At 64.7% G+C, this 23,413-nt stretch carries 22 protein-coding genes; 14 read left to right on the top strand and 8 right to left on the bottom strand.

What is annotated here, in order from left to right; genetic code table 11:
- The first annotated feature begins 3 nt into the window (after positions 1-3).
- From JQ627_RS25705 to JQ627_RS25660, 10 genes are all read left to right on the top strand, one after another.
- The gene (locus tag JQ627_RS25705) at positions 4-1,659 is read left to right on the top strand and encodes a nitrite/sulfite reductase (protein WP_212486888.1); all 1,656 of its coding nucleotides are present in this window, start codon (positions 4-6) and stop codon (positions 1,657-1,659) included.
- Positions 1,646-2,161: a DUF934 domain-containing protein gene (locus tag JQ627_RS25700; protein WP_212486887.1), complete on the top strand. Its 516-nt coding sequence runs from the start codon at positions 1,646-1,648 to the stop codon at positions 2,159-2,161. The genes JQ627_RS25705 and JQ627_RS25700 overlap by 14 nt, the downstream gene beginning before the upstream one ends.
- Positions 2,158-2,889 carry a phosphoadenylyl-sulfate reductase gene (locus JQ627_RS25695; RefSeq protein WP_212486886.1) on the top strand — a complete coding sequence of 244 codons (732 nt, stop codon included), beginning with the start codon at positions 2,158-2,160 and terminating at the stop codon, positions 2,887-2,889. The genes JQ627_RS25700 and JQ627_RS25695 overlap by 4 nt, the downstream gene beginning before the upstream one ends.
- A 112-nt stretch (positions 2,890-3,001) precedes the next feature.
- Positions 3,002-4,027: a sulfate ABC transporter substrate-binding protein gene (locus JQ627_RS25690; protein ID WP_409363818.1), complete on the top strand. Its 1,026-nt coding sequence runs from the start codon at positions 3,002-3,004 to the stop codon at positions 4,025-4,027.
- Positions 4,028-4,063: 36 nt separating this feature from the next.
- On the top strand, positions 4,064-4,900 hold the full coding sequence (cysT, locus tag JQ627_RS25685) for a sulfate ABC transporter permease subunit CysT (RefSeq protein ID WP_212486885.1): 837 nt from the start codon (positions 4,064-4,066) through the stop codon (positions 4,898-4,900).
- Between the two features lie 9 nt (positions 4,901-4,909).
- On the top strand, positions 4,910-5,821 hold the full coding sequence (gene cysW, locus JQ627_RS25680; RefSeq protein ID WP_212486884.1) for a sulfate ABC transporter permease subunit CysW: 912 nt from the start codon (positions 4,910-4,912) through the stop codon (positions 5,819-5,821).
- On the top strand, positions 5,811-6,845 hold the full coding sequence (locus JQ627_RS25675; protein ID WP_212486883.1) for a sulfate/molybdate ABC transporter ATP-binding protein: 1,035 nt from the start codon (positions 5,811-5,813) through the stop codon (positions 6,843-6,845). The genes cysW and JQ627_RS25675 overlap by 11 nt, the downstream gene beginning before the upstream one ends.
- 93 nt (positions 6,846-6,938) lie before the next feature.
- Positions 6,939-7,442, top strand: coding sequence for a CAP domain-containing protein (locus JQ627_RS25670; protein ID WP_212486882.1), 504 nt, complete (start codon positions 6,939-6,941; stop codon positions 7,440-7,442).
- 78 nt (positions 7,443-7,520) lie between these two features.
- Entirely contained in the window at positions 7,521-8,696 is a 1,176-nt protein-coding gene (locus tag JQ627_RS25665) for a patatin-like phospholipase family protein (protein WP_212486881.1), read from the top strand.
- A gap of 1 nt (position 8,697) precedes the next feature.
- Positions 8,698-9,486 carry a 3-hydroxybutyrate dehydrogenase gene (locus JQ627_RS25660; protein WP_212486880.1) on the top strand — a complete coding sequence of 263 codons (789 nt, stop codon included), beginning with the start codon at positions 8,698-8,700 and terminating at the stop codon, positions 9,484-9,486.
- Between the two features lie 124 nt (positions 9,487-9,610).
- Here the strand turns inward: JQ627_RS25660 and JQ627_RS25655 are convergent, their stop codons facing one another.
- The 3 genes from JQ627_RS25655 to JQ627_RS25645 form a co-directional block, all read right to left on the bottom strand.
- Positions 9,611-10,435: a sulfite exporter TauE/SafE family protein gene (locus JQ627_RS25655; RefSeq protein ID WP_212486879.1), complete on the bottom strand. Its 825-nt coding sequence runs from the start codon at positions 10,433-10,435 to the stop codon at positions 9,611-9,613.
- A 191-nt stretch (positions 10,436-10,626) separates the two neighbouring features.
- Positions 10,627-11,994 carry an oligosaccharide flippase family protein gene (locus tag JQ627_RS25650; protein WP_212486878.1) on the bottom strand — a complete coding sequence of 456 codons (1,368 nt, stop codon included), beginning with the start codon at positions 11,992-11,994 and terminating at the stop codon, positions 10,627-10,629.
- 342 nt (positions 11,995-12,336) lie between these two features.
- Complete coding sequence (locus tag JQ627_RS25645) at positions 12,337-13,176, bottom strand: protein-disulfide reductase DsbD domain-containing protein (RefSeq protein ID WP_212486877.1); 840 nt, start codon at positions 13,174-13,176, stop codon at positions 12,337-12,339.
- Between the two features lie 142 nt (positions 13,177-13,318).
- Here JQ627_RS25645 and JQ627_RS25640 point away from each other — a divergent pair, with 142 nt between their 5' ends.
- Positions 13,319-13,963, top strand: coding sequence for a YqgE/AlgH family protein (locus JQ627_RS25640; RefSeq protein ID WP_212486876.1), 645 nt, complete (start codon positions 13,319-13,321; stop codon positions 13,961-13,963).
- 178 nt (positions 13,964-14,141) lie between these two features.
- Here the strand turns inward: JQ627_RS25640 and JQ627_RS25635 are convergent, their stop codons facing one another.
- Both JQ627_RS25635 and JQ627_RS25630 read right to left on the bottom strand, forming a co-directional pair.
- Positions 14,142-15,029 (bottom strand): TauD/TfdA family dioxygenase, encoded by an 888-nt coding sequence (locus JQ627_RS25635; RefSeq protein ID WP_212486875.1) that lies wholly within the window; start codon positions 15,027-15,029, stop codon positions 14,142-14,144.
- A 113-nt stretch (positions 15,030-15,142) separates the two neighbouring features.
- Complete coding sequence (locus JQ627_RS25630; RefSeq protein ID WP_212486874.1) at positions 15,143-15,922, bottom strand: SDR family NAD(P)-dependent oxidoreductase; 780 nt, start codon at positions 15,920-15,922, stop codon at positions 15,143-15,145.
- A gap of 99 nt (positions 15,923-16,021) precedes the next feature.
- Here JQ627_RS25630 and JQ627_RS25625 point away from each other — a divergent pair, with 99 nt between their 5' ends.
- Both JQ627_RS25625 and JQ627_RS25620 read left to right on the top strand, forming a co-directional pair.
- Positions 16,022-16,759, top strand: a complete 738-nt coding sequence (locus JQ627_RS25625; protein ID WP_212486873.1) for an SDR family NAD(P)-dependent oxidoreductase — start codon at positions 16,022-16,024, stop codon at positions 16,757-16,759.
- Between the two features lie 154 nt (positions 16,760-16,913).
- Entirely contained in the window at positions 16,914-17,288 is a 375-nt protein-coding gene (locus JQ627_RS25620) for a CsbD family protein (protein WP_212486872.1), read from the top strand.
- Positions 17,289-17,357: 69 nt separating this feature from the next.
- On the opposite strand, the gene JQ627_RS25615 is transcribed toward JQ627_RS25620, so the two are convergent.
- Together JQ627_RS25615 and JQ627_RS25610 are read right to left on the bottom strand one after the other, a co-directional pair.
- Positions 17,358-19,043 carry an SGNH family hydrolase gene (locus JQ627_RS25615; RefSeq protein WP_212486871.1) on the bottom strand — a complete coding sequence of 562 codons (1,686 nt, stop codon included), beginning with the start codon at positions 19,041-19,043 and terminating at the stop codon, positions 17,358-17,360.
- 171 nt (positions 19,044-19,214) lie between these two features.
- The gene (locus tag JQ627_RS25610; RefSeq protein WP_409363817.1) at positions 19,215-20,603 is read right to left on the bottom strand and encodes a lytic murein transglycosylase; all 1,389 of its coding nucleotides are present in this window, start codon (positions 20,601-20,603) and stop codon (positions 19,215-19,217) included.
- Between the two features lie 202 nt (positions 20,604-20,805).
- Here JQ627_RS25610 and galU point away from each other — a divergent pair, with 202 nt between their 5' ends.
- Entirely contained in the window at positions 20,806-21,681 is an 876-nt protein-coding gene (gene galU, locus JQ627_RS25605) for a UTP--glucose-1-phosphate uridylyltransferase GalU (RefSeq protein ID WP_212486869.1), read from the top strand.
- A 108-nt stretch (positions 21,682-21,789) separates the two neighbouring features.
- Here the strand turns inward: galU and JQ627_RS25600 are convergent, their stop codons facing one another.
- On the bottom strand, positions 21,790-23,289 hold the full coding sequence (locus JQ627_RS25600) for a diguanylate cyclase (protein WP_212486868.1): 1,500 nt from the start codon (positions 23,287-23,289) through the stop codon (positions 21,790-21,792).
- Positions 23,290-23,413: the final 124 nt, after the last annotated feature.

The raw sequence follows: 23,413 nt of genomic DNA, 5'->3' as shown, positions 1-23,413 counted from the left end.
CCCATGTATGCTTACGACGAAATCGATCGCACGCTCGTCAACGAGCGCGTCTCGGAGTTCCGCGACCAGGTGAAGCGCCGCCTCTCCGGCGAGCTCACCGAGGACGAGTTCAAGATCCTGCGGCTTCAGAACGGTGTCTACCTGCAACTGCACGCCTACATGTTCCGCGTCGCGATTCCCTACGGGACGCTGGCGACGAACCAGTTGCGGGCGCTCGCCCATGTCGCGCGCAAATACGATCGCGGCTACGGTCACTTCACCACGCGGCAGAACATCCAGTTCAACTGGATCAAGCTCGCCGAATTGCCGGATGCACTCGCCGATCTCGCCGAAGTCGGCATCCATGCGATGCAGACCTCCGGCAACAACATGCGCAACGTCACCTCGGACCAGTGGGCCGGCGTCGCGCCCGGTGAGATCGAGGATCCGCGCATCTGGTCGGAGCTGATCCGCCAGCACACCACGCTGCATCCGGAATTCTCGTTCCTGCCGCGCAAGTTCAAGATCGCGATCACCGCGTCGGACCACGATCGCGCCGCGATCAAGATTCACGATATCGGACTGAAGCTGATCAAGAACGAGAAGGGCGAGACCGGCTTCGAGGTGCTGGTCGGCGGCGGTCTCGGCCGCACGCCGTTCATCGGCAAGACCATCAAGCACTTCGTCCACGGCCGCGACATCCTCAGCTATATCGAGGCGATCCTTCGCGTCTACAATCAGTATGGCCGCCGCGACAACATCTACAAGGCGCGCATCAAGATCCTGGTGCACGAGCTCGGCATCGAAAAATTCTCGCGCGAGGTCGAGGAGGAGTGGCAGCACATCCGCAACTCCTCGCTCCAGATCGACGACGAGGTGATCGAGGACATCCGCTCGCGCTTCACTTATCCATCCTACGAGAAGCTGCCGCACAATCCGGACGAGCTGCGCCAGGCCGCGGCCGATCCTGATTTCGAGGCGTGGCGCAAGAACTCGGTCGCCCCGCACAAGGTGCAGGGCTATTCCATCGTCACGATCTCGCTGAAGCCGATCGGCGCGCCTCCGGGCGATGCCACCGCCGAGCAGATGGACGCGCTCGCCGACCTCGCCGACAAATATTCCTTCGGCGAGATCCGCGTCGGCCATGAGCAGAACCTCGCGCTGCCTCACGTCGCCAAGCGCGACCTGCCGGCCTTGTGGAAGGCGCTCGACAAGCTCGGGCTGGCGACGCCGAACGTCAATCTGATCACCGACATCATCGCCTGCCCCGGCCTCGACTATTGCTCGCTGGCGAATGCGCGCTCGATCCCGATCGCGCAGGAGCTGACGCGGCGCTTCGCCAATCACGAGCTCGCCAACCTGATCGGCCGTCTGCACATCAACATCTCCGGCTGCATCAATGCCTGCGGCCATCACCATGTCGGCCATATCGGCATCCTCGGCGTCGAGAAGAACGGCGAGGAGGTCTACCAGATCACCATCGGCGGCCGCGCCGACGAGGGCGCCGCACTCGGCAATCTGATCGGACCCGGCGTCAAGTTCGACGAAGTCGCCGATGTCATCGAGGACGTCGTGGAAGCTTATCTTGCGCTGCGCGAGCGGCCGGAAGAGCTGTTCATCGACACGGTGAAGCGCCTCGGCGTCGAACCCTTCAAGGAGCGCGTCTATGCCACTCGTTAACGGCGGAAAAATCGCCGACGACAGCTTCGTCAAGCTCGCCGTCGACACGCCGCTGCCCGAGGGCGGCGACATCCTGGTGCCGGCCGAGCGATTCCTGAGCGATGCGGACGTGCTGCTCGCGCGCGCCGGCAAGGTCGGGGTGATCTGGCCGAACAACCGTGACATCGCCGAGCTGGTGCCCCATCTCGGCAGGATCGCAGTGGTGGCACTGGTGTTCCCGACCTTCCGCGACGGGCGTGCCTACAGCCAAGCGCGGCTGCTGCGCGAGCGATACAACTACCGCGGTGAATTGCGTGCGACGGGTCAGATCCTGCGCGACCAGTTCGTGTTCATGCTGCGCGCCGGCTTCGATTCCTTCGAGGTCAAGAAGCAGGCCGACGCGGAAGCTTTCATGCAGACCGCGAAGCGCTATTCGGTGTTCTATCAGCCGACCGGCGACGGCCGCATCACCGCGCTGCACCGGCGGATGCAGCTGCGTCACTCCGAAGGTGTCGGCACGTGAACGCAATCGCGCCCCAGGTCTCTTCGGTGTCCGATACCGCGCTGCTTTCGGCGGAGGAGCTCGATCGCGCGCTGCGCGATGCTTCGCCTGCGGAAGTCATCGCCGCGGCGTTGAAGGCGGTCGGGCGCGAGAAGCTTGCGCTGGTGTCGTCCTTCGGCACGGAATCGGCGACGCTGCTGAAGGTCATGGCCGACGTCGATCCGGCGATCCCCGTGATCTTCCTCGACACGGGCTGGCTGTTCGAGGAGACGCTGGCCTATCGCGACACGCTGATCGCGGAACTCGGCTTGAAGGACGTCCGCTCGATCAAGCCTGCCGAGGAGACGCTGTCGCGCCAAGATCCCGACCGCGACCTCTGGTTTTCCGATCCCGACGCCTGCTGCCGTATCCGCAAGGTCGAGCCGTTGGCGCGTGCGCTGAAGCCTTTCTTGGCCTGGCTCAACGGGCGCAAGCGTTTCCAGGGCAATGCGCGCACCGACATTCCGGTAGTCGAGGACGATGGCGTGCGGTTGAAGTTCAATCCCTTCGCCAATGTCTCGCGTGAGGAACTGGAGGCGATTTTCGTCCGCGCCAAATTGCCGCGTCATCCACTGGTGGAGTCCGGTTTCCTGTCGGTTGGGTGTATGCCTTGCACGAGCAGAACGGCCGAAGGTGAGGATGCGCGCGCGGGTCGCTGGCGCGGCCGGGCCAAGACAGAATGCGGCATCCACACGATGAAGACTTCGTAGCACAGTCGCGCTGCCACGCTGCGAACAAGAAAATCCGGTTCCGTTGACTTGAGAGCGTTTCGCCACGAGTTTCGCCTGCATGCCTTCGCTGACATTGACGTCGTCGAAGTGAATGGAGATGGACATGATGCGCCGTATCGTTCCGCTCGCTGCAGGACTTCTCGCGACGGGTTTCTTGGCAAGTTTCTCGGCAAGCTCGGCTCTTGCCGCTGACATCAATCTGCTGAACGTATCGTACGATCCGACGCGCGAGCTCTATGTCGAGTTCAACAAGGCGTTCGCGAATGCCTATCAGAAGGAAACCGGCAAGAGCGTCGAGATCAAGCAGTCGCATGGCGGCAGCGGCTCGCAGGCGCGTGCCGTGATCGACGGATTGCAGGCCGATGTGGTGACGCTTGCGCTCGCCTATGACATCGACGCTGTCGCGAACAAGGGCCTCACCGCGACCGACTGGCAGAAGCGTCTGCCACAGAATTCATCGCCCTATACCTCGACCATCGTGTTCCTGGTGCGCAAGGGCAATCCGAAGGGCATCAAGGACTGGGACGATCTGCTCAAGACCGGGGTTGCGGTGATCACGCCGAACCCGAAGACCTCTGGCGGGGCGCGCTGGAATTATCTCGCTGCCTGGGGCTTTGCCCAAAAGAAATACGGCTCGGCCGACAAGGCCAAGGACTTCATCGGAAAGCTCTACCAGCAGGTACCGGTGCTCGACACCGGTGCGCGCGGCGCCACCGTGACCTTCGTCGAGCGCGGCGTCGGCGACGTGCTGCTGGCCTGGGAGAACGAGGCCTACCTCGCACTGAAGGAATTCGGTCCGCAGAAGTTCGAGATCGTGGCACCGCCGCAATCGATCCTCGCCGAGCCGCCGGTCGCGATCGTCGACAAGGTTGCCGACAAAAAGGGCACGCGCAACGCGGCCGATGCCTACCTCCAGTACTGGTACACCAAGGAGGGGCAGGAGATCGCCGCGCGGAACTTCTATCGGCCGCGCGACGCCGAGATCGCTAAAAAGTACGAAAACTCGTTCGCAAAGGTCGAGCTGTTCACGATCGACGACGTGTTCGGCGGCTGGACCAAGGCGCAGAAGGAACATTTTGCCGACGGCGGCGTCTTTGATCAGATCTACAAGAACTGATCGGGCGCTGTCGAAGGGGCTTTAACAGGGGGCCTGGTGAGCGCAATCGCAGCACGACGCCGGACATTGCCGGGCTTCGGTCTCACGATGGGACTGACGCTTTCCTGGCTCTCCGTCATCATCCTGATTCCACTGGCCGGGCTGTTCCTGAAATCGCTGGAGCTGAGCCCTGAGCAGTTCTGGGCCATCCTTTCCAGCCGCCGCACCCTCAACGCCTTGCGCGTCTCCTTCGGTCTCGCCTTTGCGGCGGCCTGCGTCAATCTCGTGATGGGCAGCATCATCGTCTGGGCGCTGGTGCGTTACCGCTTCCCCGGACGTCGGCTGTTCGACGCCATCGTCGACGTGCCCTTTGCGCTGCCGACGGCGGTGGCCGGCGTCGCGCTGACTGCGCTGTTTGCGGAGAAGGGCTGGCTCGGCGCGCCGCTTGCCGCGCTCGGTATCAAGGTGGCGTTCACGCCGGTCGGCATCTTCGTCGCCATGATCTTCATCGGTATCCCCTTCGTGGTTCGCACCGTGCAGCCGGTGCTCCAGGACCTCGACCCCGAGATCGAGGAGGCCGCGGGCAGCCTCGGCGCCAGTCGCTGGCAGACCATCATCCGCGTGATCCTGCCCTCGCTCGGACCGGCGCTGCTCACCGGCCTCGCGCTCGCCTTCGCCCGCGCGGTCGGCGAATACGGATCGGTGATCTTCATCGCCGGCAATCTGCCTAATGTCTCCGAGATCGCCCCGCTGCTGATCGTGATCCGGCTGTCCGAATTCCGCTATGCCGACGCGACCGCCATCGCAGTGGTCATGCTCGTCGTCTCCTTCGTGACCATCTTCGCCGTCAACCGGCTCCAGCGCTGGGCGCAGAGCCGGATCCCGGCGCGCTGAGGCCAGATCATGACGATGCAGATCGCAGATTCCGTCTCGCTGCCTTCGCCCGATGCACGCGCACGTGCGCACGCCGCTGCGGCACGCGACAGCCTCCGGACCGAACCGAGGGCGGTCCGCATGACCATCATCGCGCTGGCGATCGTCTTTCTCTCCGTCTTCGTCGTGCTGCCGCTGGTCGTCGTGTTCGCGCAGGCCTTCTCGAAGGGAATCCTCGCCTATCTTTCCGCGCTCGCCGATCCGGAGGCGCTGGCTGCGATCAGGCTGACACTGCTGGTCGCGGCGATCTCGGTCGGCCTCAATCTCGTATTCGGCCTCGTCGCGGCATGGGCCATCGCCAAGTTCGAATTCAGTGGCAAGACCTTCCTGATCACGCTGATCGACCTGCCGTTCTCGGTGAGCCCGGTGATCTCGGGCCTCGTCTTCGTGCTGCTGTTCGGCGCCCAGGGCTATTTTGGCAGCTGGCTCAGGGACCACGACATCCAGATCCTGTTCGCGGTGCCCGGCATCGCGCTCGCCACCACCTTCGTGACCTTTCCGTTCGTGGCGCGCGCGCTGATCCCCCTGATGCAGGAGCAGGGCACGCAGGAGGAGGAGGCCGCGATCTCGCTCGGCGCCTCGGGCCTGCAAACCTTCTTCCGCGTCACCCTGCCCAACATCAAATGGGGCGTGCTCTACGGCGTCCTGCTCTGCAATGCGCGCGCGATGGGCGAATTCGGCGCCGTGTCGGTGGTTTCCGGTCACATCCGCGGCGAGACCAACACCATGCCGCTGCTGGTCGAGATTCTCTACAACGAGTACCAGTTCGTCGCTGCGTTTGCGATCGCCTCGCTGCTGGCGATGCTGGCCCTCATCACGCTGATCGCCAAGACCGTTCTCGAACGCCACCTCGACGAAGGACACGACGCAAGTGACCATTGAAGTCAGGAATCTCGTCAAGCAGTTCGGCAGCTTCAAAGCCCTCGACGGCGTCGATCTCAAGGTCGACAATGGCGAGTTGCTGGCGCTGCTCGGGCCGTCCGGCTCCGGCAAGACCACGCTGCTGCGCATCATCGCCGGCCTCGACTGGCCCGATTCCGGCGAGGTCTTCTTCAATGGCGAGGATGCGCTGGCACAGGGCGCGCGCGAGCGGAACGTCGGCTTCGTGTTCCAGCATTACGCACTGTTCCGCCACATGACGGTGTTCGAGAACGTCGCCTTCGGCCTGCGCGTGCAGCCGCGCGCCAGCCGTAAGGATGAGGCTACCATTCGTGCGCGGGTCAAGGAGCTGCTCGATCTCGTGCAGCTCGACTGGCTCGCCGACCGCTATCCGAGCCAGCTCTCCGGCGGTCAGCGCCAGCGCATCGCACTCGCCCGTGCGCTCGCGATCGAGCCGCGCATCCTCCTGCTCGACGAGCCCTTCGGCGCACTCGATGCCAAGGTGCGCAAGGAGCTGCGCCGATGGCTGCGCTCGCTGCACCACGAGATCAACGTCACCTCGATCTTCGTCACCCACGACCAGGAGGAGGCGCTCGAAGTCGCCAACCGCGTCGTGGTGATGGACAAGGGCAGGATCGAGCAGATCGGCTCGCCCGATGACGTCTATGAAAGCCCGGCGACCGCCTTCGTCCACGGCTTCATCGGCGAATCCATCGAGCTGCCGGTCCAGGTCGAAGGCGACGTCATCCGGCTCGGCGACCGTCCGCTCAATCTTGCAGCGGACGGGCTGGCGCCTGGCGCGTCAAAACTGTTCGTGCGGCGACATGACATGCTGGTCGGCCCGCCCGGAAGCGGTGCCTTCGAGGGCGCCGTGCAGCACGTCCGGAATTTCGGCCCGGTGCAGCGGGCCGAGGTGGCGCTATCCGGCGGCGAGACCATCGAGATCGACGCGCCCCGCGACAGGGAACTGCGCGCCGGCGACACGATCGGCCTCGAACCGCGCCGTTACCGGATATTTGCGGGCTAAGTACCTCGGCCAAAAGCTCGAATTTTCCTCAATATTCACCTTTCAGCCACGGTTGGTATGCAACAACGGCCCTTCATTTGGGGGCCCCTGAACATGCGCGCTGCGGCCGCGATATCAATCACTTTGCTTCTCGCCGGCTGCGCCGGCAACGAAGCACCGGTCCAGCAGCCGTCGATGTATGCCGACATGTCGGTCCCCGGCACCAAGCTCGATGCGCAGGCGGCAGCGATCATGATCTCGCAATACCGCCAGAACAACGCCCTCGGCACCGTCGTGATCGACCCCGATCTGATGCGGCTCGCCGAATCCCAGTCCCAGGCCATGGCGGCGGCCAACAAGATGGACCATGACGTCCGCGCCCCGCTGGCCAAGCGCCTCAGCGCGGGCGGCTATCCGGCGACGGTGGCGGTCGAGAACGTCTCGGCGGGCTATCATACGCTGGCGGAAGCGTTTTCCGGCTGGCGCGACTCGCCTCCGCACCGCGCCAACATGCTCAAGAGCGGTGTCACAAAACTGGGCATCGCGGCGGGCTATGCTCCCGGCACCAAATACAAGGTGTTCTGGACCATGATCCTGGCCTCGACTGACCCCCGATAAGCCAGACTTGATCCCGGGATGCATTGACGCCGCGGCGGACTGTCGCCACGGTGGCTTGCCTTTTGCTATTGTTCCCGCATGACCGATCATAGCCCGGAAGTCGCAACAGTTCCCGCGAAGGCGCAGCGCGTCCTGGTCCTCCAGGGCGGCGGCGCGCTCGGCTCCTATCAGGCCGGCGCCTATCAGGCGCTGTGCCATTTCGACTTCGAGCCGGAATGGGTCGCCGGTATCTCGATCGGCGCGGTCAACGCCGCCATCATCGCCGGCAATGAGGGACACACCCGCATCACGCGGCTCAAGGAATTCTGGGAGATGGTGTCGGCGCCGGTGCCCTGGAAGCCGATCGGCAAGAGCGATCACAGCCGCGAGCTGTTCAATTCGACCAGTGCCGCATTGATCGCGACCTTCGGCGTGCCCGGATTCTTCACGCCGCGCATTCCGCCCGCGCCGCTCTGGCCGCCCGGCAGCTCGCAGGCCGAGAGCTATTACGACACCGCGCCGCTGAAGAAGACGCTGGAGCGCCTGGTCGATTTCGACCGCATCAACGATCTGAAGACGCGCCTGTCGGTCGGCGCCGTCGGCGTCACTTCGGGCAACTTCAAATATTTCGACAATTACGAGTTCAAGAAGCTCGGCAAGACCATCGGCCCCGAGCACATCATGGCCTCCGGCGCGCTGCCGCCGGGCTTTCCGTCCGTCGTGATCGACGGCGAGCACTACTGGGACGGCGGCATCGCCTCCAACACGCCGCTCGACTACGTGCTCGATGCCGAGCTCGCTCGCGACATGCTGATCTTCCAGGTCGATCTGTTCAGCGCCCGCGGCGATCTGCCGAATTCGCTGCTCGAGGCGACCGAGCGCGAGAAGGACATCCGCTTTTCCAGCCGCACGCGGATGAACACCGACAAGAACAAGCAGATTCATAATGCGCGCCGGGCCGTGCGCGACCTGATCGGCAAATTGCCGGACTATCTGAAGAACGACCCGTCCGTCGAATTCCTCGCGAAGGTGTCGCGCGAAAGCACCGTCACCGTGGTGCATCTGATCTATCGCAGCAAGAACTACGAATCCTCGTCGAAGGATTACGACTTCTCGCATGTCGCCATGGTCGAGCATTGGGAAGCCGGCGTGCGCGACGTGCATCTGTCGATGCGCCACAAGGACTGGCTCGAGCGGCCGCAGTCCGGCGAGACCATGGTGACCTACGATCTCACGGGGGACGTCACCGCGCCCCCGCCAAAAAGGAGCGAATAACATGGGTAGTCTGTCAGGCAAGAACGCCGTCGTGACCGGTTCGACCAGCGGCATCGGGCTCGCCTATGCGCGGGCCTTCGCCGCCGCCGGCGCCAATGTCGTCATCAACGGCTTCGGCTCGCCGGAAGACATCGAGAAGGAGCGCGCCAAGATCGAAACCGATTTCGGCGTGAAGGCGGTGTATTCGCCGGCCGACATGACCAAGCCCGCCGAGATCGCCGGGATGATCGCGCTCGGCGAGAAGTCGTTCGGCTCGGTCGACATCCTCGTCAACAATGCCGGCATCCAGTTCGTGTCGCCGATCGAGGAATTCCCGGTCGAGAAGTGGGACCAGATCATTGCGATCAACCTGTCCTCGGCCTTCCATGCCATCCGCGCCGCCGTGCCCGGCATGAAGAAGAAGGGCTGGGGCCGTATCATCAACACGGCGTCGGCGCATTCGCTGGTCGCCTCGCCCTTCAAGTCCGCCTATGTGTCGGCCAAGCACGGCATCGCCGGTCTGACCAAGACCGTGGCGCTCGAGGTCGCGACCCACAAGATCACCTGCAACTGCATCAGCCCCGGCTATGTCTGGACGCCGCTGGTCGAGAAGCAGATCCCGGATACGATGAAGGCGCGCAGCCTGACGCGCGAGCAGGTCATCAACGACGTGCTGCTCGACGCGCAGCCGACCAAGGAGTTCGTCACCTCCGAGCAGGTCGCAGCGCTTGCGCTGTTCCTGTGCGGCGATGACGCGGCGCAGATCACGGGTACGAACCTGTCGATCGATGGCGGCTGGACCGCGGAATAAGCACTCGATGCCGTAGGGTGGGCAAAGCGCCGTGCCCACCATCCTTCGGTGATTGAGGGTAGCGGTGGGCACGCTTGCGCTTTGCCCACCCTACGAGAGCGAGAACGAGGCCGGCGCTCCCCGTTCAATGGCTCCACGCCAGAGCCGTCATGAACGCCGAGGAGAGGTGCAGCTCCGCGAACATGATCTTGCCGGCCACCACGAACAGCACGCAGGCGAGCGTAAGCCGCAGCACCGTCTCCGGCACGCGCGTCGCACTGTAGCTGCCGACGATGATGCCGGGCAGCGAGCCCAGCAGCAGCACGCCCATCAGGGCCCAATCCACATCGCCAAGCGCCCAGTGTCCAATTCCGGCAACCAGCGTCAGCGGCACCGCATGCGCGATGTCCGAGCCGACGATGGTCGCCATCGGCAGGCGCGGATAGAGCAGCAGCAGCACGGTGACGCCGACCGCGCCGGCACCGACGGATGAAATCGACACCAGCACGCCGAGCACGATGCCGGTGACCACGGTCGCGATCGCGGTGGTGCGCGCATTGACCTGCTCGAGGTGCCTCCGATAGCGCTCCATGATGGCCTTGCGGAAGATCAGCGAGGTCGCGGTCAGCAGCAGTGCAAAGCACAGCACCAGATTGACCAGGCTGCGCTCGGAATCGCTTTTGAGGTCGAGCTTCCACAGCACGAGCAGCGTCAGCGCGCTCGCCGGAATGCTGCCGCAGGCGAGCCGCAGCACCGCTGGCCAGTGCACGCTCCGCGACCAGCCGTGCACCACGCTGCCGCCGGTCTTGGTGGCGGCGGCATAGAGCAGGTCGGTGCCGACGGCGGTGGAGGGGTGGACGCCGAACAGCAGGATCAGCAGCGGCGTCATCAGCGAGCCGCCACCCACGCCGGTCATCCCGACAAGCAGGCCGACGCCAAATCCGGAGGCGACATAGAGCGGATCAATCATGTCTGGGGAATCTTAGGTTTATCTCGTCGGTTGAGCAATATGACGTAGAATAAAATTTCCCTGAAGCGCAACCGCTTGGGCTGAATAAGAAAAATCTTGCTACGGACGGCGAGCAGGGAGGGGGTTTCAGTCGCCGCCCCGCAAGGCGCGAAATAGCCATTCTCCGGGCCGGCCGACCCGGGTGGCAGCGCCTATTTGCCGAACGCCAGCACGTGCAGGCCGAGCCGCTGGCGCACGATCCAGAACAGCAGCACCGTCTCGAATGTCAGCGAGATCGAGGTCGCGGCCGCGGCGCCGTGGCCGCCGAAGCGTGGTACCAGCGCGATGCAGAGCACGAGGTTCATCACGAAGGCCAGCGCGTAGGCCAGGGCGCAGATCTTCTGCTGGCCGAGCATGTTGAGCAGGCGCTCGACCGGTCCGATCGCGGCGCGCACCACGAGGCCGATCGCGGCGACGAACATGATGTCGTAGCCGACCGTGAATTGCGGGCCGAACAGCCAGAGCAGCGGCTTGCCGAGCGCAAGCAGCACGATGGTCGCTGCCAGCGACGGCCAGAACGTCCAGTTGATGGCGTGCGCGACATAGGCCGACAGACGCGCCTTGTCGCCGAGCGCGTTGTATTCGGCGAAGCGGTGCGCCGTCGTCGCCGACATCGCGTAGTGGATGAACGAGACCAGGGCGAGCGTCTTCACCACCGCGAAATAGACACCGACCTCGTCCGATGGACGGAACTGCTGAAGCACCAGCACGTCGGTGTAGGACAGCAGCAGGTAAAAGCTCTCGACCAGCAGGATCGGCAGCGACACGGCGAGCCAGCCGCTGATGTCGTAGGCCTTGGGGCCTTGCTCCATGTGATCGGCGAGCTTGCGGTTCAGCACCACCATCTGCCCGGTCATCGCGATCCACACCGCGCCTGCGCTCGCGACCATCGCGGCGACCGCGCCGATATGATAGCCGAGCAGGAAGGCGGAGGCCGTGATGCCGATGATCAGCGCCTGGCGGATGATGAATTGCGGCATCAGGCCGAGCTGCATCCAGTCGTGCGAGCGTGCGATGCCGTCCTGGGTGTTGGCGACGACGAAGGCGGGCAGCGTCATGCAGCCGATATAGAGCGGCAGCACCTCGGCCGGGTCGATCCAGGGCGAGAGCAGCTTGACGATACCGGCGAGCCCCAGCGACACCAGCGTGGACGCGGCAAAGGTCAGCCAGCGGCTGCCGGCGAGAAAGCCGCGCAGCAGCGCGTGCTCGCCGCTGGTGCGGTACTCCGGAATGATCTTTTGCGCGGAGGCCGAGATGCCGAAATCCATCATGCTGCCGAGCAGCAGCACCCAGGTCCAGACGTAGACGTAAATGCCGTAGTCGGACGTCCCCATCCAGCGCGCGAGCAGGGCTTGCGAGAAATAGGCGAGACCTGCGCTGATCACCCGGATGATGAAGATGGTGCCGGCCAACCGTCGCGTCAGCGACGCTTCGTTCGACCCGCCCGTCAATTTGGCGCGCAGCCGCGCGATGAGGCCGGCAGGTCCGGTCGTTGCGGGTTCTGCGTCCATCACGGCCAATTCGAAGAGTCCCCGGGGCGTCCCGCATGCTGCGGCAGGCTTGATGCGGTAGCCTCGGGAATTAGCAACCATTCGTTAAGATTCGGTTGGGTGGGTACGCTGCCGCCTCAATCTCCGCTATCGTCCCCGCCTGGTGCGCAATTGCGCACGAGGCGCGGGGACCATAACCCCAGGGAGAAGTTGTGAAGCAAACGGGTACCACGAGCCTTCGCCAAACCACTCCCCGTGGTCATGGGTCCCGGATCTGCGCTTCGCTTGTCCGGGACGGCAGCTGAGTGTGGCGCGCCTGCAGAGCAACTCGCTCGCCGTTATCCAGGCCTTCGCCGAGACGACGGCTCCGGCTCACTCCAAATTGGTATTGAACTCGTACGATTTCTCGGGCGCGACGAGCGTGAACTTCAGCGCCGCTCCGTCGGGCTTGGCGCCCGGCGGCAGTCCATCGAGCTCGAAGGAAAATCGCCTCACGCCGGGCGGGCTGCGCTCGACCGGTGCCGGAATCGGCAACGCCCAATCGGGCGTCGGCCCTTCCACGTATAGATTGACGTCGCGGCTGTCAGGCACGACCACGTCGACCAACACATTCTTGGGTCCGTCGCGTTTGACGTCGCGGATGGTCAGCGGATTGGGATCTCCGATCGTGGCAGGCTTCGGCACGGTGTCGAGCGCGGCACGCAGGTTGGCGTCCTCGGTCGAGGCGACGTTGTTGAAGCCGAGCTCGACATTGGCCTCGACAGGAATGCAGAGCTTCTCGCACACCGCGTAGTTGATCTCGGCGCGCAGCGTCACCGGCTTGTCGGGCGCCTTGGCCACGATGCGCAGGGGCAGCACGATCTGGCCGTGATAGCCGATCGAATGCCCGCCCGCGCCGTCATCGAATTTCAGTGGCGCCGGCCACATCACCGTCACCGCTTCGACATTGTCCGATTTCGAGAAGTCGAACCGCGGCGGAACGCCGGAATCGCCGGGGATGCGCCAGTAGGTCTTCCATCCCTGCTGGAGCTGGAAGGCGATACCGCCGAGCAGGACGGCGCCGCTGCGCGATCCCGCGAGCAATCGCACTGCGGAATGGCCGTCGCGCTGCCAGGGCGAAGCGTCGTCGGCGTGGGCTGCGAGCGTCACCGACGACGCAAGCAGGGTTGTCGCGACGCCAATCGCCGCACGCATGGGAACTCTTGTCAGCATGGCACGTCTTTACAGGGTCCCCCCGGGGCAAACCATTGAATTGCTTGTGATGGATGCACTTGAATCGAGTCCGGGCAAGCCTTGATTTGACACCGGCGCGGCCCGACATCAGGATAGGAATTGAAACCGGAGTGCTTCACCGATGGCTCCCACAGGCAAAAGGACGGGCGAAAGCACCCGCAGCGCGGGCCCCGCGCTCCCCAGTTCGGCCGGTTATCTCGACGGCCGGCTCCTGATCGCGATGCCCGTGATGGGCGATGAGCGCTTCGAGCGCTCGGTGATCTATCTCTGCGCCCATTCGGCCGAGGGGGCGATGGGCATCATCGTCAACCAGCCGGCCGGCAGCATCGACTTCCCTGAGCTCTTGCAGCAGCTCGGCATCATCAAGAAGGGCGAGCACATCAAGCTGCCGGAGAACGCCGAAAGCATGAAGGTGCTGCGTGGCGGGCCGGTCGATACCGGCCGCGGCTTCGTGCTGCATTCCAGCGACTTCTACATCGAGAACGCGACGCTCCGGATCGACGACGGCGTCTGCCTCACCGCGACCGTCGACATCCTGCGGGCGATCGCCAACGGCTCCGGCCCGAAGCACGCCATCCTCGCGCTTGGTTATGCCGGCTGGGCGCCGGGCCAGCTCGAGACCGAAATCCAGAGCAACGGCTGGCTGCATTGCGATGCGGATTCGGATTTGATCTTCGGCGACGATGTCGACGAGAAGTACGGTCGCGCTCTGCGCAAGATCGGCATCGATCCCGGCATGCTCTCCAACGAGGCGGGACACGCGTAGCTGGCGCACGGTCGTCCTCGGCGTCGTGCGTCACCCTCCGCCGTCATGCCCCGGCTTGACCGGGGCATCCGGTACGCTGCGGCGGCTGTAGTAAGCGCGAGCCCTCCAACACAGGCCTCTGGAATACTGGATCGCCCGCCTTCGCGGGCGATGACCACGTTGGGTGACGACGGCAGCCTTACTCAGCCGCCTGCTGCTGCACCGTCGGCTCTGTCCCCGCCACCGTCGCGCGGCGCATGTCGCGGGGCTGGGACTGGTCGTAGCGGCGGACGCGGTGCATGGTCTGGCGGTTGTCCCACATTACGAGATCATGCAGCTTCCATTTGTGGACGTAGACGAACTCTGCGTTCGTCGCGTGTTCGTTCAGATCGCGCAGCAGCAGCCGACCTTCGGGGACGCTCATGCTGACGATCTTGCCGGCATGCGATGACAGATACAGCGACTTGCGGCGATGGACCGGATGGGTGCGCACCAGGCGTTGCAGCACCGGCTTGAACATCTGCTTTTCGTCGTCGGTATATTCGGTGAAGCCGAGCGATCCGCGCGAATACATCAGCGAGTGCTCGCAGACGAGATCCTCGATCTCCGCCTTGGTGTCGTCATCGAGCGCGTCATAGGCCGCGCGCATGTCGGCGAATTCGGTGTTGCCGCCCTTCGGGTTCACCACCCGCGCCGACAGCAGCGAGAATTTTGCGGGGATCGGGCGAAACGAGCTGTCGGAATGCCACAGGCAGTTGCCGAGATTGAACAGATGCGCGCGGCTGTCCTTCGCCAGCGGCTTGCCATCCTTGCCGAGATTGGAGACGTCGTTCAGTCCGGATTGGAGCCGGTAGTCCTTCTCCTTGGTCACGGTGCCGCCGCGCGCGTCCTCGCGCTGGCCGAAATTCAGTGCGAAGGCCATCTGCTGTTCGTCGGTGATGTCCTGGTCGTGGAAGACCAGCACCGCATATTTGTCCATGGCAGCCTCGACCTCGCGCGCCTCGGCCTCGGTGAGAGGCTTTCGCAGATCGAGGCCGGATACCTCGCCGACAAAATGTGTCTGAAGCTGCCGGATGGCGATCGTCATGGCGTCTTCTCCCGCGAACCGCGAGCGGTTGGTCCGCTCTGCCGGTGAAAAAGCTACTCCCGCGACAGGCGTTGTCAACGCTCGGCGCGCATATCTCTTAAGCGTCATGGCTCTCACGCGTTGCGGGCCATGAGACCGCCATCGACCGGGATCACCGCGCCGGTGAGGAAAGAGGCTGCTGGCAGGCACAGGCTGAGCGTCATATGCGCGACCTCCTCGGGGTCGCCGTAACGGCCGAGTGCAGTGCGGCGCTTGGCGTAGATGGTCTTGTGCTCCTCGGAGATGCGGTCGGTGATTGCGGTGCGGATCGGGCCCGGGCAGATGCAGTTGACGGTGATGCCTTCGCGGCCGAGCTCGACGGCGAGCGAGCGCGTGAGGCTCGCCACGCCGCCCTTCGCCGCCGAATAGGGGCTGTGCAATGCGGTGGCGCCGAGCGCCTCGGTCGAGGCGATGTTGACGATGCGCGGGCTCTTCGACTTGCGCAAATGCGGCAGTGCGGCGCGGATGATGCGTGGATGCGCCGTCAGCATCACCGCGATGCCCCTGGCCCAGGCGTCTTCATAAGTCTCGTCGTCGATCGCGACGCGCACGGAAATGCCGGCATTGTTGACGACGATATCGAGCCCGCCGAAATGCGTGGCGACATCGGCAATCACGCGCTTGATCTCGCCGCCGTCGGCGACGTCGAGCTTCCACGCCTTCGCTGAACCGCCGCTCGCCGCGATCTCCTTGGCAACTGCATGCGCGCCTTGTTCGTCATGATCGGTGACGGCGACGCTTGCACCCTCGGTGGCGAACACGCGCGCGGTGGCGCGGCCCATGCCGCTGGCGGCACCCGTGACGAGAACGGTCAGGCCCTTCACGGACCGGCTGAGCTGCTTGAAGTCGGACATGCTGTTTCCTCGCGGCGTCTTGTTTCTTGTTATGAGATTGACAAGGCTGGCATCGATCAGCAGACAGGTCAAACAAGCAAGACAAAAGGGGAGGCCGCGATGGCGAACGAGCTCGATTTCTCAGGCAAGCAGGTGCTGGTGGTCGGCGGTTCAAGCGGTATCGGCAACGGCATCGCGCAAGCCTTTCGCAGCAAGGGCGCGCATGTTGCGGTTTGCGGCACGCGTGCTCACGCAACGGAATATTCGGCGGAGGAAGGCTCCGATCTCACGGGTCTTTCCTATGCGCAGCTCGATGTCGGCAATGCCGGAGCGGTGGAAGCGTTCAAGCCGTCCTTCGACCGTCTCGATGTGCTCGTGCTCGCGCAGGGCGCGGTGCTCTATCGCCGCGGCGAGTTCGAAATGGCCGGCTTCCGCAAGGTCGTCGAGGTCAATCTGATGAGCCTGATGGCCTGCGCGACGCGGTTTCATTCCATGCTGCGCGATACCAGGGGCGCGCTGATCATGGTGTCCTCGACCGCGGCCTATCATTCCACCATGGGCAATCCCGCCTACAACGCCTCGAAGACCGGCGCAGTCGGATTGACGCGGACGCTGGGCGAGGCCTGGGCCGAGGATGGCATCCGCGTCAACGGTATCGCGCCCGGCCTCGTCGACACCAAGATGACGAAGGTGACCACCGACAATCCCAAGCGGCTCGAAGGTGCATTGTCACGCATTCCGCTGCGGCGCCTGGGCACGCCCGCCGACATGGCGGGCGCAGCATTGTTCCTGGCTTCGCCGCTGTCGTCCTACATCATAGGCCAGACGCTGGTCGTCGACGGCGGCCTTATTCTGTAGCCCGGATGGCGCGAAGCGTAATCCGGGACGGCGGCATCCTCCTCGACCCTTTCCCGGATTTCGCTGCGCTCCGTCCGGCTACGTACTTTCGTAGAGACGTGGAACTGCGCTGCTCCTGATCGGTTACTTGGGCTGACCCCCGAGGAGGAGCATCATGGATAAGGATCGGATTGTCGGATCGGCCAAGGAATTCGCCGGACGTGCGGAAGGCGCCGTCGGTGATCTCGCGGGCGATGCGCAGACACAGGCGTCGGGCAAGGCGCGCGAAGCCGCCGGCACCGTGCAGAATCTCTACGGCCAGGCCAAGGATGCCGTGCGCGACGCCGGCGAGACCGCGGCTGGCTACGCCAAGGATGCTTACCAGAATCCCGGCGACACCTTGCGCGACGGCTCGCAGGCGATTTCGCAGAAGGTGAAGGACAACCCGCTCGGCGCGCTGCTCGTCGCCGGGGGCATCGGTTTCGCACTCGCGCTCCTGATGTCGCGCCCCGCGCGTCGTCCTCCGCCGCGCTGGCGCTATTACCGCTAGCAGCGAGCGGTCATTCCGGGCTCGCGCTACGCGCGCCCCGGAATGACATCTCAAATCATCGGTGAAAAACTACCGGAACATCTCCGCCGATCGCCCGACGTTACCAGGCGGGCGCAGGATCGCGGGATTGGGATTCGGGTTGCGCGGCGCCGGCGCGAATTGACGCGGCGGTGGCTGCGGAGAGCCGAAGCCGAAGAAATCGCGGAATGACGGCGTTGCCTGGGCCGGCTGCTGTACCACCGGCGGCTTCTTCGGCGCGGGCGGCTTTGGCGGCGCGATCGCCGCGGCTGCTCCCGGCGTGCCCGATGCATTGGGAATGCTGCCGTCGGGCGTCGTCGCCGCCATCGGCGTATCGCCCTTTGCCTGCTCGCGGCCGACTTCGCGGCGCGGCCAGGCATAATCGTCGGCGCGGCCGGCGGGCGCGGCCAGCGGCTCACCCTTCACCATCGTCCTCGCGGCGAGCGCATCGACGGCGGCGGGACGTGTGCCCGGGCCGCCGAGCAATTGATCGGTCGAGATCGAGGCCGCAACCAGCGGCACGATCGGTCCCGCCAGCGGCCGCGGCGCCGGCTTGCCAGGCTCGGCGCTGGTGTCGGGGGTCGCTGGTTCGCTCGGCAGCGCAATTGGGCCGGAGCGTCCGGCGAGCAGGCGCGTGATCTCGCGCTCGACATAGTGGGCGAGCTTGCGTGCGCCGGCCTTTGTGAAATAGACGCCGTCATAGCTGCGGAGCTGGCGGATCTGGCCTTCGAAGTCCGGGCCCTTCTGGAGGAAGCGGCCGGCTTCGTCGACAAAGCCGTCCCAGACATCGACATAGGTAATGCCGGCCTTGGCCGCGCCTTCGCGATAGAGCGAATCCAGGAACAGCATGTCCGCCGTGCCTTTCGGACCGCGGATCGCGGGCAGGCCGACCCAGAGCACCGGCACGCCCTTGCTCTTGAGGACGTTAGCCAGCTCCTCGATCTTCTTGCCGTAGAGCTCGACCCAGCGCTCGTCGCGGAATTCGTAGAGGCCGTTCGGATTGCGTGCGGTCTTCTCGGGCGCCGCGGCCGCCGGCGCATCGGCGTTGTCGGCATCGTCCTGCGGCAGGTCGGCGTCGGCCGGCTTGTCGTCCGGCTTGGCGGCGGTGTCGGGCTTAGCATCGCCGGGCTTCGCAGGCGGTTTGCCGCGCGCGCCCTTGTCGTTCTTCTTGTCCTTGTCCGAGGCCTTGTCGGGCGCGGCCTCGCGGATCGAGATGCGGTCGTTGAGGCCGAGCATGACGACGATGATTTCGGGCTTCTCGGTATCGAGGATACCCTTCGCAGCCGCCGCCCAGTCCGCGGGCTCACCCTTCGGCTGGTACTTGATCAGGCCGGACGTGGTCTTGTGCTTGCGGATCACGCCCATGTCGGGCTGCTCGGTGTAGGCGTCTTCTAGGCCGTAGGCGAGCCAGTCGGCCATGGCGTCACCGATGACGAGCACGTTCTTGTCGGGCGTGGTGTCGCGCTTGCTAGGTGCCGGCGCGCGCGAAAAATCCTGGCGCGGCGCTTGCGGCTGTTGCTGCTGGAACGGCTGGAAGAAGTCGCCGCCGAACCATCCGCCGCCACCCTGGCGCGGCGGCGGGGCCGAGCGTTGCGGCGGACCGCCGAAGCCGGGGAAATTGAAGAACTGCGCCGAGGCGGGTCCCGCGACGGAGACCAGGATCGCAAGCGCCGTCCCCAGCGCGATCAACGGGCCGGTCTCGGTCAGCGCCTTGAAGAAAGACTTTGGCTTCGACATGCGATCTCAGGCACGTGCAATAGGGATCGGGACAGGCTCGATATAATAACGGAATCAGGCGCCAAACGGGCATATTCTCTTTGCAGATTCTTCTGCCATACACCGGGGAACAGCCGCCCCCGTCAAGACGATCAGGCAAAATCCCTGTTCAGGGTTACTTTCGGCGCGATTTTACCGCCCGCGGAGGCGATCCAGCACGTCCGAGGAGGCAAATCCGTCGGCGGGGACCCCGATCGAGGCCTGGAAATTGCGTAAGGCTTCCCGGGTCTGGCCGCCGAACTGGCCGTCGGGGGTGCCCTTGTAGAAGCCGCGCTGCGCCAGGAGCTGCTGGAGTTCCAGCCGCTCGGTGCGGGACAGCTCGCGCTCCTGCCGCGGCCAGGGCTGCACGAAGGGCTGGCCGCCGCGCAGGCGGTCGGCGAAATGGCCGATCGCGAGCGCATAGGCCTCGGCGGGGTTGTACTTCATGATGACCCGGTAATTCTGCAGCATCAGGAAGCCCGGGCCCTGCGCGCCGGCCGGGGCCAGCAGATAGGCTTTCTCCGCCGGATGCGGGAAGGGCTGGCTGGTCGGGCGCTTGAGCCCTAGCTTCTCCCACTGCGCCATCGTCATCGCCTTGGCGCGATCGGCCAGCATGTAGTTGAAACCCTGCGGCACCACGACCTCGTAGCCCCAGGTCTGGCCGGCCTGCCAGCCGTCCTTCTTCAGATTGTTGGCGGTCGAGGCGATCAGGTCGGTGGGATTGTCGACGACGTCGCGTCGTCCGTCGCCATCGCCGTCCACGGCAAAGCGCTTGAACGCGGTCGGCATGAACTGGGTCGGGCCGAAGGCGCCGGCCCAGGAGCCGCGCATCTGCTCAGGCCTGAGATCGCCGCGGTTGAGGATCTCCAGCGCGGAGAGAAACTCGTCCCTGAAATAGGCCTGGCGGCGGCCGATGCAGGCGAGCGTCGCGGTCGATTGCAGCACGCTGCGGTCGCCCATCTGCGTCGAGTAATTGGACTCGATGCCCCAGATCGAGGCGATGATGTAGCGGTCGACGCCGGTCGCCTTTTCGGTGGCGTCGAACTGCGCCTTGTATTTGGCGAGGACCTCGCGGCCCTTGGCGAGGCGGTTGTCGTTCACGAGAATGTCGAGATAGTCCCAGATCGACTTGGTGAACTCCGGCTGCGAGTCCATCAGGTCCATGATGCGCAGATCGGGTGAGAGCCCCGCCGTGAAACGCTGGAAATTCTCCTGCGTGATGTTGCGGCGTGCGGCATCGGGCCACATCCCCGCGACGCAATTGTTGAAGTTGGAGGCCGCCTCGCGGATCGCGGCGGCCGTCATCAGCGGATGGCCGGAGGCGCCGTCTTCGCCGGTCCAAGGTTGGGGTCCGGTCTGCGCGCCGCCGGGCGGGGCTTGCGAGGGCGCCGGATTCGGGCCGGAGAAAATGCCGCCGAACAGGTTCGACAGGCCGTTCTGCGCCTGCGCGTGCGCGCTGACAGGCAGCAGCAAGGCGGCCGCAACCATCGTTGCGCCGGTCACAAATCCAGCACGTTTCGCCGGCCCTGCCACTGATTGCATCATACCTCGCCTGTCCGGCCGAAAATCCGCCTTCAGGAGGCCGGTACCGGTTGCCAATAGCTTAACAAAGGTGAAATTTTGGTGTCGGCCTTTTTCTCAACTCTGTGAGCGCGAGGCCCCACATCCGCCTTTGTTAGCGGCTGCAAACAAGCTAGCAAGATGCCATTGCTCCGTTCACGTCCTCAGGTATTCGATCTGTCCCATGAAAATTCGCAAAGCCGTATTCCCCGTCGCCGGCCTCGGCACCCGCGTCCTGCCCGCCACCAAGGCGATGCCGAAGGAAATGCTGACCATCGTCGACAAGCCGCTGATCCAGTACGTCTATGACGAGGCGCGGGAAGCCGGCATCGAGCATTTCATCTTCGTCACCGGCCGCAACAAAAACGTCATCGAAGATCATTTCGACAAGATGTTCGAGCTCGACGCGACGCTCGCCGCGCGCGGCAAGAAGGCCGAGCAGGAGATCCTGGCGCAGAACCAGCCGGAGGCCGGCGCCGTCAGCTTCACCCGCCAGCAGGCGCCGCTCGGCCTCGGCCACGCGGTGTGGTGTGCGCGCGACATCGTCGGCAACGAGCCGTTCGCGGTCGTGCTGCCCGACGAACTCGTGCTCAACACCACCGGCTGCCTGAAGCAGATGATCGAGACGGCTTCATCGCTCGGCGAGAAATCCAACGTCATCGCGGTCGAGGCGGTGCCTGACCATCTCACCCACCAATACGGCATCTGCGGCGTCGGCAAGCGCACCGGCAAGATGTTCGAGGTCGACGGCATGGTCGAGAAGCCGGCCAAGGGCACTGCGCCCTCCAATCTCTCCATCACCGGCCGCTACATCCTCCAGCCGGAGATCTTCAAGATCCTGGAGACCCAGGAGCGCGGCGCCGGCGGCGAGATCCAGCTCACCGACGCCATGATCGGGCTCGCCAAGTCGCAGAAATTCTACGGCGTCGAGTTCGAGGGCGAGCGCCATGATTGCGGCTCCAAGCCCGGCTTCCTCCGCGCCAACATCGCCTACGGCCTGAAGCGGCCGGAACTGCGCGACGGCCTGATCGCGGAGATGAAGAAGTATCTGGAGCAGTAGCTGCCCTTCGTCATTGCGAGCGAAGCGAAGCAATCCAGTATCTTTCCGTGGAAACAATCTGGATTGCTTCGTCGCAAGAGCTCCTCGCAATGACGGCGGGAGAGCGTCTCACGCCACCAGCGACAGCTTCGGAAGGCTCGCGACCACCGACTGGTTGCGGCCGCCGGCTTTCGCCGCATAGAGCGCCTTGTCGGCGGCGGCGACCAGGATCGGCCAATCCGTGCCGGTGGTGGGAACGAAGCTCGCAATGCCGCAGGAGACCGTCGACGTCGTCTGATCGTCGGACCAGCCCCGCACCTTGCCGCGGATCGTCTCGGCGATATTGAAGGCCTCGGCGGCCGAGGTGTTCGGCAGCAGTACCGCGAATTCCTCGCCGCCATAGCGCGCGGCGCAGTCGCCGGACCGCCGCACCGAATCGGAAATGCAGATGGCGATGCCGACCAGCACCTGGTCGCCGGCCTGGTGGCCGAACGTGTCGTTGTAGGCCTTGAAGTGATCGGCATCGATCATCAGCAGCGCGACCGACGCCTTCTGGCGCATCGCGCGGCGCCATTCGACGTCGATGACCTGGTCGAACTTGCGGCGGTTCTTCAGGCCGGTGAGCGCATCCGTCGTCGCCATCTCCTCGAGCTTGCGCTCGGCTTCGGCGCGCCGGCCGATCTCGCGGGCGAGCACGAGCGAGGAGGCCAGCATGAACAGGATGAGCGCCAGGACCACGGCGCCGATGCGGTAGGCTTCCTTCTGCCAGAGCTCGAACACCGCGGCCAGCGGCTTTCCCGCCACCACGAATAGCGGACCCGTGCCGGTGCTGCGGACGTAGAGGCGCGGCGTCGCGTCCACCGGGCCCTGGCCCGCATAGGCCCCGCCGGCCTTGAGATTGTCGGCCTTCCAGCTCGGCTGCGTCCCGAGATTCTTGCCGATGATGTCGAGATCGAACGGCCGCCGCATCATGATGGTGCGATCGCGCTTGAGCACGGTGATGGTATCGTCGGGATCGAGGTTCAGGCGCTCGAACAATTCGTGGAAATAGCTGAAGCGGATCGAGCCGGTGACGACGCCCAGGAAGCCGCCGTCGGTATCGCTGATGCGCCGGCTCAGCACGATGGAATAGGCGCCGCGGAACAGCATCGGACGGCTGATGAAGAGGCCGGCGCCGGGATCGTCGCGATGAACCCTGAAGTAATCCTCCTCGCTCCGGTTCTCCGGCAGGGGATCGAGCGTGGAGGCGTCGATGGTCAGCTTGCCGTCGGCATCGAACACCTGGATGGCACCGAAGTGCCTCGCCGTGGTCGCGTGGTCGAACAGGATCAGGTGACGGATCGGCTTCGAGGCCGTGTTGATCTCCGGCAGCAGCATGTTGCTGGCGACCGCCTTCAGGGAGAGATCGTAGATCTCGATGTTGCGGCTGATATCTGCTTCGATGGAGGTGGCCAGATTTTCCAGCGTCTGGCGCGCGAGGGCCTCCTCGCCGCGGCGCATGTCCAGCATGACGTTGACGCAAATGGCGGAAAATCCGATCACCGTCACGACGGACGATATGATCAGCAGCTTCGCCGAAAAAATGCGCCACGGCAGGCGGGTCGTGACTTCACGCCATCCAGACTGCATCGATTGCTCCCGACACTAGTGGATGCGCCCGAAAGCTTGCGTAGTGTTTAAGCCGGGACGGCGCTGCCGCAATGAGTTAAGAATTGGTTTCCGCGGGCATCGCTTTTGGGCAGCGGAGCTGGGA

The organism is Bradyrhizobium liaoningense (assembly GCF_018130785.1).
GTDB classification, from domain to species: Bacteria; Pseudomonadota; Alphaproteobacteria; order Rhizobiales; family Xanthobacteraceae; genus Bradyrhizobium; species Bradyrhizobium liaoningense_A.
This window is presented reverse-complemented; position numbering and strand designations above follow the sequence as displayed.

Bases quoted from the DNA above. Each gene is read 5' to 3' on its own strand.
- JQ627_RS25705 (WP_212486888.1), top strand. From the start codon at position 4: ATGTATGCTTACGACGAAATCGATCGCACGCTCGTCAACGAGCGCGTC.
- JQ627_RS25700 (WP_212486887.1), top strand. From the start codon at position 1,646: ATGCCACTCGTTAACGGCGGAAAAATCGCCGACGACAGCTTCGTCAAG.
- JQ627_RS25690 (WP_409363818.1), top strand. From the start codon at position 3,002: ATGGAGATGGACATGATGCGCCGTATCGTTCCGCTCGCTGCAGGACTT.
- cysW (WP_212486884.1), top strand. From the start codon at position 4,910: ATGACGATGCAGATCGCAGATTCCGTCTCGCTGCCTTCGCCCGATGCA.
- JQ627_RS25670 (WP_212486882.1), top strand. From the start codon at position 6,939: ATGCGCGCTGCGGCCGCGATATCAATCACTTTGCTTCTCGCCGGCTGC.
- JQ627_RS25665 (WP_212486881.1), top strand. From the start codon at position 7,521: ATGACCGATCATAGCCCGGAAGTCGCAACAGTTCCCGCGAAGGCGCAG.
- JQ627_RS25660 (WP_212486880.1), top strand. From the start codon at position 8,698: ATGGGTAGTCTGTCAGGCAAGAACGCCGTCGTGACCGGTTCGACCAGC.
- JQ627_RS25655 (WP_212486879.1), bottom strand. From the start codon at position 10,435: ATGATTGATCCGCTCTATGTCGCCTCCGGATTTGGCGTCGGCCTGCTT.
- JQ627_RS25645 (WP_212486877.1), bottom strand. From the start codon at position 13,176: ATGCTGACAAGAGTTCCCATGCGTGCGGCGATTGGCGTCGCGACAACC.
- JQ627_RS25640 (WP_212486876.1), top strand. From the start codon at position 13,319: ATGGCTCCCACAGGCAAAAGGACGGGCGAAAGCACCCGCAGCGCGGGC.
- JQ627_RS25635 (WP_212486875.1), bottom strand. From the start codon at position 15,029: ATGACGATCGCCATCCGGCAGCTTCAGACACATTTTGTCGGCGAGGTA.
- JQ627_RS25630 (WP_212486874.1), bottom strand. From the start codon at position 15,922: ATGTCCGACTTCAAGCAGCTCAGCCGGTCCGTGAAGGGCCTGACCGTT.
- JQ627_RS25625 (WP_212486873.1), top strand. From the start codon at position 16,022: ATGGCGAACGAGCTCGATTTCTCAGGCAAGCAGGTGCTGGTGGTCGGC.
- JQ627_RS25620 (WP_212486872.1), top strand. From the start codon at position 16,914: ATGGATAAGGATCGGATTGTCGGATCGGCCAAGGAATTCGCCGGACGT.
- JQ627_RS25615 (WP_212486871.1), bottom strand. From the start codon at position 19,043: ATGTCGAAGCCAAAGTCTTTCTTCAAGGCGCTGACCGAGACCGGCCCG.
- JQ627_RS25610 (WP_409363817.1), bottom strand. From the start codon at position 20,603: ATGCAATCAGTGGCAGGGCCGGCGAAACGTGCTGGATTTGTGACCGGC.
- galU (WP_212486869.1), top strand. From the start codon at position 20,806: ATGAAAATTCGCAAAGCCGTATTCCCCGTCGCCGGCCTCGGCACCCGC.
- JQ627_RS25600 (WP_212486868.1), bottom strand. From the start codon at position 23,289: ATGCAGTCTGGATGGCGTGAAGTCACGACCCGCCTGCCGTGGCGCATT.